Origin of the sequence: Halomicrobium sp. IBSBa (genome assembly GCF_017612575.1) — an archaeon.
Lineage (GTDB): Archaea > Halobacteriota > Halobacteria > Halobacteriales > Haloarculaceae > Halomicrobium.
This window is the reverse complement of record NZ_JADPQC010000014.1, coordinates 1-5,042: the sequence shown is the minus strand read 5'-3', so window position 1 is coordinate 5,042 and position 5,042 is coordinate 1. Positions and strand designations below refer to the sequence as shown.

4 protein-coding genes and 3 pseudogenes are annotated in these 5,042 nt (G+C 55.2%); 3 read left to right on the top strand and 4 right to left on the bottom strand.

From position 1 onward, the window contains the following. From IL252_RS17165 to neuB, 3 genes and pseudogenes are all read right to left on the bottom strand, one after another. Positions 1–74: pseudogene (locus IL252_RS17165) on the bottom strand (IS6 family transposase); the annotation flags it as partial. A gap of 99 nt (positions 75–173) precedes the next feature. Further along, a complete protein-coding gene (gene neuC, locus IL252_RS17160) occupies positions 174–1,265 on the bottom strand; it encodes a UDP-N-acetylglucosamine 2-epimerase (RefSeq protein ID WP_244257322.1) in 1,092 nt (363 codons plus the stop codon). 58 nt (positions 1,266–1,323) lie between these two features. Then, complete coding sequence (gene neuB, locus IL252_RS17155) at positions 1,324–2,373, bottom strand: N-acetylneuraminate synthase (RefSeq protein ID WP_208629040.1); 1,050 nt, start codon at positions 2,371–2,373, stop codon at positions 1,324–1,326. Positions 2,374–2,465: 92 nt separating this feature from the next. On the opposite strand from neuB, the gene IL252_RS17150 reads away from it, so the two are divergent. From IL252_RS17150 to IL252_RS17140, 3 genes and pseudogenes are all read left to right on the top strand, one after another. After that, complete coding sequence (locus IL252_RS17150) at positions 2,466–3,089, top strand: NeuD/PglB/VioB family sugar acetyltransferase (RefSeq protein ID WP_208629039.1); 624 nt, start codon at positions 2,466–2,468, stop codon at positions 3,087–3,089. A gap of 59 nt (positions 3,090–3,148) precedes the next feature. Beyond that, positions 3,149–4,282: a DegT/DnrJ/EryC1/StrS aminotransferase family protein gene (locus tag IL252_RS17145; protein ID WP_208629038.1), complete on the top strand. Its 1,134-nt coding sequence runs from the start codon at positions 3,149–3,151 to the stop codon at positions 4,280–4,282. 62 nt (positions 4,283–4,344) lie between these two features. After that, positions 4,345–4,737, top strand: a pseudogene (locus IL252_RS17140) (IS6 family transposase); the annotation flags it as partial. A 37-nt stretch (positions 4,738–4,774) separates the two neighbouring features. On the opposite strand, the pseudogene IL252_RS17135 reads toward IL252_RS17140, so the two are convergent. After that, positions 4,775–5,042 (bottom strand): annotated as a pseudogene (locus IL252_RS17135) (IS5/IS1182 family transposase); the annotation flags it as partial.

The window sequence follows — 5,042 nt, the reverse complement described above, 5'->3', positions numbered from 1 at the left end:
GGGGTGCGCTCGTTCTCCCAAACGTCTTGACTGTCTGTTTCCAACGTTTCTCTGAGCAGGTCTGCGAGTTCCATAGACAGTTCTCGCTACGGCCTGCTCATTCCTCAATCCTCAACTAGACAGTGCCCTTGACTACTATTGGGATGCGCACTGACAATTACTCTATCGAAACATCAGAATGATATCTCTTTCTGCAAGAGTCGTTCGTCGATCTGGATGTCGGCTAGTCGGTCCGCGATCCGCTCGCCAGCACCGCCGTACGCGTATGGATTGTCACACTCTCGCACCCGTTCGCGGAACGCCTCGTCGAACAGTGCTTGGTCGATCGCTGATTCGATGGCGCCCTGCTGGTGAGGGACCGAAATCGTGTTGTCCGCGCGCTGACGACCCTCTTCACGGGGGCCGATATCGACAACGGGGAGATCGAATGACGACGACTCGATAATACCACTCGATGAGTTTCCGACCATCGTGGCAGCTGCTTCCATGAGACCGAGATATGTCGGCCGTGGTAGGCTTTTGAACGTCTCGAACTCGTCGCTTGCAGGATGTGATTCGATGACATCGACGATCTGCTTTCCACCGGCGTCGGAGTTCGGATAGATCACGACGGGCTGAACATCGTAATTCGTGACAGCATCGAGCGTCGTCTGCATCTGTTTGCCCGCCCGTTCGGGCGCTGTCGTCACTGGGTGCTGGACTACGAGCACGATCGGTGTGGTAGGGTCCAGTTCGAGGTCCTCGACAACTGCTTGTCCGGGACGGTACTCGCCGCGAAGAATGGGATCGAGCCCCGGTGCACCCGCGATCGTGATCCGCCACTCAGTCTCACCGAGCTGTGCGACACGTCGAGCACTGGCCTCCGACGCAGGGAAGTGAATATGAGCGAACTTCGTGAGCGCGTATCGGATACTATCGTCGATCGTCGCCCCCATCATAACGTCCCCACCGTGAATGTGTGCGACCGGGATGTTCATATGGGCAGCCGCGAGCGCCGCTGCGAGTGGCTCGTCACGGTCTCCCAGAACGAGAACGATGTCCGGATCGACGTCGCGAAACGCTTCGGCGAGCCCCATCGTTCCGAGACCGAGTGATTTCGCCATGTCCAGTCCATCGTCCCCTTCCATGAGCATATTTACGCGCCGTGTGATCTCGAACCCGTCGTTCGTTATGTCTTCGTGAGTGTTCCCGTACGCCGGAGCGAGATGCATCCCCGTAACTATCGTGGCGAGTTCGAGATCGTCGTGGGCTTCGATTGCGGCCATCGGCGACGACAGCAAGCCGTATTCGGCCCGGGTCCCAGTCACGACAGCAACAGTTCGGTCACTCATCACCGATCGCCTCTTCGAGACAGTCAACCGTGATCGGTGCTCGGGGTTCGATTGCCTTCGCTGTGGTCCGACCCAGCACGTTCTCGAACTCCGCCGGCGATAATCCCTTCGCTGGTCGAAGGACTGTAATATTGTCTTCGGTTAACACGTCTCCTTCGTTGATCGGCTCGGCAGCGTATAGTGATTTTCGAACGACAGATCTATTCTCCCGCTCGCCCGGTGTCGGAGCTTTCTCACCGTCACCTCTCGCTCGTGCGGCCATCCGAGCGACCTCGACGGCATCTGACAGCGCTTGGGGTTCAAGCGACGCCTCGTGATCCGGGCCGGGAAGCGTGCGATCGAGAGTTAGGTGTTTCTCGATGATTGTTGCCCCGCTTGACACTGCAAGTCCCGGCGTCTCGATAGCCATTGTGTGGTCAGAAAACCCGACTGGTACGTCGAATCGTTCGGCCATTCGTCCGATGACCCGAAGATTAACGTCCTCGATGGATGCTGGATACTCGGAAACACAGTGAAGCAACGCCAGCTCAGTTCCCGGATTTGTTGCCATAATGGTTTTGTAGGCAGTCTCGACTTCTGCCATCGTACCCATCCCAGTGCTGAGAACGATCGGCAGTCCTGTTTTTGCAGCCTTTCGAAGCAACGGGAGATTATTGAGCTCACCCGAACCGAGTTTGATGGCAGGAGCCCCGAGTTCTTCGAGCATCACGAGACTCTCGCGATCGAACGGCGTCGACAGGAACGTGATTCCCCTGTCACCAGCGTACTCGATCAACCGCTCGTGATCCGCTCTCGATAGTTCGAGGTTCGAGAGCATCTCGTACTGCGATGAGTCCCCGTCGGACGACTGGTAGTCCGCCCGAGGTGCATCTTTGACGACCAGACGATTCGTCGAGAAAGTCTGAAACTTGACCGCATCAGCGTCAGCACCAGCAGCAGCCTCGATAAGATCTTCAGCGAGATCGACGCGTCCGTTGTGGTTAACGCCCGCTTCAGCGATAAAGTAGACCCCATCGCCAATCGTTCGGTTCCCGATTTCCATTCGTGTTACATCACATGGAGTCGTATTGAAAATGTTGACGGTGAATCCCGGTTCCTAATACGATACAGCCCCAATCAGTAAGTAGTAATCAAATGTACGCGATATATTGTGCCGGCGATCAAGGACGTGTCGTCCGAGATATTGTACAGGCATCAGACAAGAACGAACGTCTCGTCTTCGTCGATGATAACCCAGAGTTACACGGAACCGAAATTGGCGGTATCCCGGTTGTCGGTGGACTTGATTACGTCAGTAACCGATCTCAAACATCATTCCATGTCGCTTATGGCTCGACCGCTGGCAATCGAACGGACATCGCAGCCAGAATCGAGAAAGCCGGGTTTTCCTTCTTCAATGCGATCCATCCGGATGCGACAATTAGTGAAAGTGCTAACCTTGGAGAGGGAGTCGCGATCAATGCACAGAGCTATGTCGGTCCCGGGAGCGACGTCGGAGATCACGTTCTGATCGATAGTTGTGTCAATATATCTCACGACTCGGCTCTCGGTGACGGCGTCACTGTGACGCCGAACGTCGGGATTGCTGGGAATGTGACAATTGAAGCCGGCGCCTACGTCGGGCCCGGTGCCGTCGTCTTCAAGGGGACTACGATCGGGAGAGGTGCAGTTGTGGGGGGCGGAGCTGTCGTCACTAGTGACGTAGAACCAGAGACTGAAGTACGTGGTATCCCTGCAAAATCGATTGACGACAGATGAGCTGATTCGCCAGTATGCAGTAGCAACTTATTTTCCCTCTCGTCAACGATACTCGTTAGATGACTGACTCCATTCCGCTGTTTGAGATTTCTTGGGACATCAACGATGTCAAAAACGTCGTTGACTCGGTTGGTCGCGGTGGCTATTGGGCGAAGGGACCATATATCGACGAATTCGAGAACAAACTTGCGTCGTATCTTGATGTTGAACACGCCCTTGTCGTCAACTCTGGAACAACTGCAATTCACGCAATTCTCGAATCACTGAGTCTTGAATCGACAGACGAGGTCATCGTTCCCTCGTTCACACAGCAAGCGACCGTGAATGCTGTCCGTCTGGCAGGGGCTACCCCGGTCTTCGCGGATATCGAAACCGAAACATACGGGCTTGATCCGGATGCTGTGCGCAACACACTCACTGACCGCACGAAAGCCATTCTTCCGGTCCACGTCTATGGGAGTGTTTGTCGAATTGACGAACTTCGTACGATCGCCGACGAGCACGAACTCACACTCGTCGAAGATGCTGCAGAGGCACTTGGTGCACACCGCGATGGCGTCTATGCAGGGACGGTCGGTGATGCCGCAGCCCTTAGTTTCTGTCAGAATAAAATCGTTGCAACGGGCGAAGGTGGAGCCGTTGTGACCGATGATGACGACATTGCGGCCAGGGTGAAACTGTTCAGGTCTCATGGTCGTACCAGTACAGACTACTTTGATTCCGCCAAAAGCGGGCGACACGTCTCCGTGGGTGGCAACTATCGTATGCCAGATATTGTCGCTGCACTCGGGGTCTCACAGATGGAGAAAATCGAATCACTGATTGAGGGGCGCCGTCAGGCAGCAACGGAAATGAACGACGCGTTTGAACAGATACCTGGTGTAACGCCCCATACCCTCGAAAATGGCCGTCACGTGTATCAGTTCTATACAGTCACGTTTGACGAAGCGATCGACAGAGATGCTGTCATCGAAATTCTCTCCAAACGAGGCATCTCGTCGAAAGTGTACTGGGATCCTTCGGTTCATCAGTCGGATTACTACTGTGATCGGCACTCTGACGTTGAACTTCCTGTTACAGAACGGATCTCTGGCCAAGTTCTGTCGCTTCCGATCCACCCCGAACTCTCGCCTGAGGAGACCGCCCGAGTTATCGAGGGCGTTGCAGACGCCTGTGAAGAATTATACAAGTAATGACATTTGGCACTGTCTAGTTGAAGGTTTGAGGAACGAGCAGGCCGTAGCGAGAACTGATCATGGAACTCGCAGACCTGCTTAGAGAAAGGTTAGAAACGGACGATCAAGTCGTTTGGGAGAACAAGCGCACTCCGACACCCGTCCGGCGGTTTGGGGTGCATCTCCACACGGCGGGGCGTCGATCAGGGAGACGGTCGCAATCTTAGAATTACTGGGTGCTGATCGTTCTCACGGCGCGGTCTGGAACTGGTTCATACGCTGTCTGAAGCACAGATCGACCCGTCGACGGCCGAGCCGTCGCGGATCGCGGTCGACGAGAAACAGACCGAGGTTGGTGGCGACAAAAGTGCCTTTACGCCGCGATCGACACTACCTCAAAGCTACTACTCGAAATTGGCGTATTCAGTCGCTGTGGGACTGATCCAGCGGCGTTCACGAGACCGATGTCTCGTGCAGCGGCTGTGTTGAATCGCCATAAGGCAGTGGAATTCACTGTGTGACAGCTCGCTTGATGTTGTAGACGACACACATCAGGGCGATTTCTCGGAACTCACGGAACCAGGAACGCGCTCGCACGGCGAAGCCGAGCGAGCGCTTGACAGCCGAGTTCACTATCTCGGTCATAGAGCACTGATTGTAGCGCTGTTTGTCGATTCTGGCGTTGTGCGCGTGGTCGTACGGGGCGAAGATGCGATGCTTGATGAGCGGTCTGATGTCGATCTCACGCAGTGCTTCGCGGAGCGACTGCTTGTCATAG